Annotated in this window: 3 protein-coding genes and 1 pseudogene; 2 read left to right on the forward strand and 2 right to left on the reverse strand. The window is 73.9% G+C overall.

Going from position 1 to position 4,425, the window contains the following annotated elements; genetic code table 11:
* Nucleotides 1–378 (reverse strand): annotated as a pseudogene (locus tag C1J00_RS38840) (hypothetical protein); the annotation flags it as partial.
* A 181-nt stretch (nucleotides 379–559) separates the two neighbouring features.
* On the opposite strand from C1J00_RS38840, the gene C1J00_RS38845 reads away from it, so the two are divergent.
* A complete protein-coding gene (locus tag C1J00_RS38845) occupies nucleotides 560–2,482 on the forward strand; it encodes a glycosyltransferase family 2 protein (RefSeq protein WP_245936682.1) in 1,923 nt (640 codons plus the stop codon).
* Between the two features lie 71 nt (nucleotides 2,483–2,553).
* On the forward strand, nucleotides 2,554–3,534 hold the full coding sequence (gene galE / locus C1J00_RS38855; protein ID WP_102913587.1) for a UDP-glucose 4-epimerase GalE: 981 nt from the start codon (nucleotides 2,554–2,556) through the stop codon (nucleotides 3,532–3,534).
* Nucleotides 3,535–3,653: 119 nt separating this feature from the next.
* Here the strand turns inward: galE and C1J00_RS38860 are convergent, their stop codons facing one another.
* A complete protein-coding gene (locus C1J00_RS38860; protein WP_102913588.1) occupies nucleotides 3,654–4,280 on the reverse strand; it encodes a TetR/AcrR family transcriptional regulator in 627 nt (208 codons plus the stop codon).
* Nucleotides 4,281–4,425: the final 145 nt, after the last annotated feature.

Below are 4,425 nucleotides of genomic sequence, written 5' to 3' on the forward strand. Positions count from 1 at the left end.
GCACAACCCGGAGAGCACCCCGTGAGACGCCCGTCCCTGCTCGTCGCCCTGCTGGTCCTCCTGCTCGCCGCCTGCACCCAGGAGCCCGGCCCACATTCCGACGCGGGGCCCGGCCAGCCGGACGCCGAGGGCCGCGACCAGGCCGGCGGTCGCCGTCGCCGTGCACACCGACGGCAGGCGCAGCACGACCTCGCCGGGGTGGACGGTGAGGACGGCGTGCATGATCAGGTAGTAGAGGCCGTGGACGGCGTCCACGTCGTGCAGCAGCCGCCAGATCTGCGGGACCGTGCGCTGCGCGACCTGGAAGGTGACGCTCTCGTCGCCCCACATGCCGCCGCGGTCCAGGCCCCACAGCCCGATCGCCAGCATCACCGCCATGGGCACCGCCACGGGCACCGCCACGGGCACCGCCACAGGCACCCGCCCCGCGCCGAACCGGCCGCTCCCCCTCGACTGTCCGCTCTCCACGGCCCGATTCTGTGCTGAATCAGAGGCATCAATACGGTTTGATGGTGTGTTAGCACTTTCATGTCATTCGCCCGGCTTACCATCCGCCGTGATGAATGCCGAGTGTGAGACCGAGAGGGACACCCGGAGACCGCTTGCCCGGGTCGCCGTCGTGGTGATCGGTTACGACGACGCCGCGCATGTGACGGACGCCGTGCGGTCGGCGCTCGCCCAGGGACCGGCCGTGCGCGAGGTGGTGGCCGTCGATGACTGCTCGACGGACGGCAGCGCCGCGTTGCTCGACCGGCTCGCCGTCTCGGAGCCCCGTCTGAAGGTGATCCGCCGCCGGGCCAACAGCGGCGGCTGCGGCACTCCGCGCAACACCGGGCTCGACGCGGTGACCTCGCCGTACGTAATGTTCCTGGACAGCGACGACTTCCTGCCGCCCGGCGCGGTCGAGGCGCTGCTCGAAGCAGCCGAGGGTGCGCACGCCGAGGTCGCGGGCGGTCTGTGCGTACGCCGCGAGCTGCCATCGGGGCGCGAAGTCCCCTGGCAGGCGCGTCTCTACGCGCTGCACGCCGTGGTGCCGCACCCCGCTCGGCGACCGCGCCTGGTCCACGACACGCTCTGCGTCAACAAGCTCTACCGCACCGGCTTCCTGCGGGCGCACGGCGTCCGCTTCCCCGAGGGCCGCTTCCCGTACGAGGACGTCGTCTTCACCGCGCGCGTCCTGGCCGCGGCTCCGCGCATCGCCCTGGTCCCGGACCGGGTGTACGTCTGGCACGTGCGCCGCTCGGCCGGGCGGCTGTCCATCTCCCTCGACCGGTCCGGCGTCGAGAACTGGAGGGCCCGTACGGAGGCATGCCGGCAGGCGTACGAGGTGCTGCTGGGCGCCGGGCAGAAGGAACTCGCGCGGGCCGTGCGCGCCAAGTTCCTCGACCACGATCTGCGGATGTACATGCGTGAACTGGGGTTGCGGGACGCCGCCTACCGGCGCGCGTGGTGGGAGCTCACGCGGGCGCACCTCGCGGAGTACGACGCCGACGACTGGGCGCGCAACCCGGCCGCTCCCGGCCGGCTGGCCGGGCAGATCGTCCTGGCCTCCCCGGAGCCGTGCGACCTGCCCCGGCTGCGGGAGCTCGCGGCCCGCCCGGCCCGCCTGTGCCCGCCGTACGCCCGCTCCGCGGACGGCACGCCGGTCTGGTCGGACGTCCTCCCGGTCTCGTTGGAGCCGCTGCGGGCGCGGCCGGTTCGCGCGCTGCCCCTCGCCGTCGACGCGGAGCTGCGGCCGTGCGCGCGCGGCACCCGGCTGCGGCTGCGCCTGCACGAGCTGTACGGGCGGGTGGCGCAGGCGGGGCCGGAGAGGGTGGAGGTGGAGTGGCTGCACCGGGACGACGGGGACCTGGTGGTCCGGGACAGGGCCGTGCCGCTGACGCCGTGCGCGAGCGGTCCCGGGCCTGCCGGGACCACCGGGACCGCCGATTCCGGAGCCGTGGCGCTCGCGCAGGACCCCGAGCCCGCCGCCAGGACCACCGACTCCGGGACCGTAGCGCTCGCCCGGGGCTCCGGTCCTGCCGGGGTCGCCGGTTCCGGTTCCGGTCCTGCCGGGGTCGCCGGTTCCGGTCCTGACGGGGTCGCCGGACCCGATCCTGCCGGGGTCGCCGGCTCCGGGGCCGTGGCACTCGGACCTTGCGCGCAAGGCTCCGAGCCGGCCGGGACCGCCGGTTCCGTCCGCGGCGGCGCCTGGTCGGCGGAGGTGACCATCGACCTCGCCGCGCTGTCCGCGCTCGGCGCGGCCACCTGGGACCTGCGCCTTCGTATCCGCTTTCGCGACGGCGTGAGCCGCGACGTCTCGGCACACGCGCTCACGGGCGCCGGTCTGCTGCGCCGCAGCGCTGTCCCGAGCGCTCGGCACGGCGTGGTACTCGTACAGCCGTACGCCACCCACTCCGGCGCGCTGGCACTGCGGGTGGCCCCCGGCGTACGCGGCGTGCTGTCGGTCGCCCGCGCACGGCTGCGCCGCCTGCTTCACTGAGAGCACCGGACCACGACGGACCAGCGCACCGCACCACCACCACGGGCCAACTGACGAGGGGACGGCCGCACATGACCTGGTTGATCACCGGCGGCGCCGGTTACATCGGCGCGCACGTCGTACGGGCGATGACCGCGGCTGGCGAGCAGGCGATGGTGTACGACGACCTGTCCACCGGCATCGCCGAGCGGGTGCCCGACGGGGTGCCGCTGGTGGTGGGCTCGACCCTGGACGCCGAGCGGCTTGCCCGCACCCTCGCGGACCACGCGGTCACCGGCGTCGTCCACCTCGCGGCGAAGAAGCAGGTGGGCGAGTCGGTGGAACGGCCGCTGCACTACTACCGGGAGAACGTCGAGGGTCTGCGGATCCTGCTGGACGCCGTGACGGCGGCGAAGGTGCCGTCCTTCGTCTTCTCCTCGTCGGCGGCGGTGTACGGCATGCCGGACGTGGACCTGGTCACCGAGGAGACGCCGTGCCTGCCCATGTCGCCGTACGGCGAGACCAAACTCGCCGGTGAGTGGCTGGTCCGCGCGACCGGCCGGGCGACCGGGCTGTCGGCCGCGTGCCTGCGCTACTTCAACGTGGCGGGCGCCGCGGGCCCGGAACTCGCGGACACCGGGGTGTTCAACCTCGTGCCGATGGTCTTCGAAAAGCTCACCGAGGACGCGCCGCCGCGCGTCTTCGGCGACGACTACCCGACCCCGGACGGCACCTGCGTGCGCGACTACATCCACGTGGTCGACCTGGCCGAGGCCCATGTCGCGGCGGCCCGGGCCCTGCGCTCCTCCCCCGGCCGCGATCTCACGCTCAACATCGGCCGGGGCGAGGGCGTCTCCGTCCGCGAGATGATCGACCGCATCAACGCCGTCACCGGGTACGACCGCCCGCCGGCCGTCACCCCCCGCCGCCCGGGCGACCCGGCCCGGGTCGTGGCCTCCGCCGACCGCGCCGCCGCGGAACTGGGCTGGAAGGCCCGGCTCGGCGTGCAGGACATGATCAGGTCGGCCTGGGAGGGGTGGCTACGGCTGCATCCGGAGGCGGGACGGGGCTGATCCGCCCACGCGCCACGACGAGCCCCGGCGCGCCTGCCGGGCTCAACGCGTGGGCGCACACTCGGGGCCCACGCACGGGGCGCACGCACGGGGCGCAGACGTGACGGCCCCGTGCCGGTCTACAACGCCTTCAGCCCCTGCGACGTGGCGCGGGCCAGCGCGCCTAGATACCCCTTCGGCAGCTTCGAGCTGCGGATGACCACCGAGCGCCAGTAGAGCGGGCCTGAGATCAGGTCGAGCGCGAGGTCGTGGTCGATGCCCTCGCGGAGTTCGCCGCGGCGTTCCGCCGCCGTCACGATGCCGGTGGCGACGCCGTCCTGGCCCTCGCGCAGGGCCTTCTGCAGGGCCTCGGCGATGTCGGGGTTGCGGGCCGCCTCGGCCTGGAGGTCGGGGATGACCTGCGAGGCGACGGGGTGGCGCAGGGCCCGGGACGTCACCTCGTAGAGGAGCCGCAGGTCGCCCTCCAGGGAGCCGGTGTCCGGCGCGGGCAGGCCCTGTACGGCGAGCGCCGAGACGATGTCGAGGACCAGGTGCAGTTTCGAGCGCCAGCGGCGGTACACCGCCGTCTTCCCGACCCCCGCGCGGCGCGCGATCCCCTCGATGGACATCCGTGCGTAGCCGACGGCCGCGAGTTCCTCGAAGACGGCCGCCCGGATCGCTTGCGTCACGTCCTCCCGCAGTACGGCCGCCCCCGCGGGGGCCCGGCGGCGCGGGGGCTGCTGGGGCTCGTCGGGCTTCGTCGTCATGGCGACAGCATAGGGCGTGACGACGAAACGGTTGCGTTCCGACGTTCGCCCGACGTACGCTCCCGTTACGACGATACGGTCCCGTCCCGACGTAAGAAGTCGTGAAGAGTCCGGTAAGAACAGCTCTCCCCCCTCGCTCTTCACC

The organism is Streptomyces cahuitamycinicus, from assembly GCF_002891435.1.
Taxonomy (GTDB): domain Bacteria; phylum Actinomycetota; class Actinomycetes; order Streptomycetales; family Streptomycetaceae; genus Streptomyces; species Streptomyces cahuitamycinicus.

Excerpts from the sequence above, each read along its gene's own strand:
- C1J00_RS38845 (WP_245936682.1), top strand. The coding sequence starts at position 560 with ATGAATGCCGAGTGTGAGACCGAGAGGGACACCCGGAGACCGCTTGCC.
- C1J00_RS38860 (WP_102913588.1), bottom strand. The coding sequence starts at position 4,280 with ATGACGACGAAGCCCGACGAGCCCCAGCAGCCCCCGCGCCGCCGGGCC.
- galE (WP_102913587.1), top strand. The coding sequence starts at position 2,554 with ATGACCTGGTTGATCACCGGCGGCGCCGGTTACATCGGCGCGCACGTC.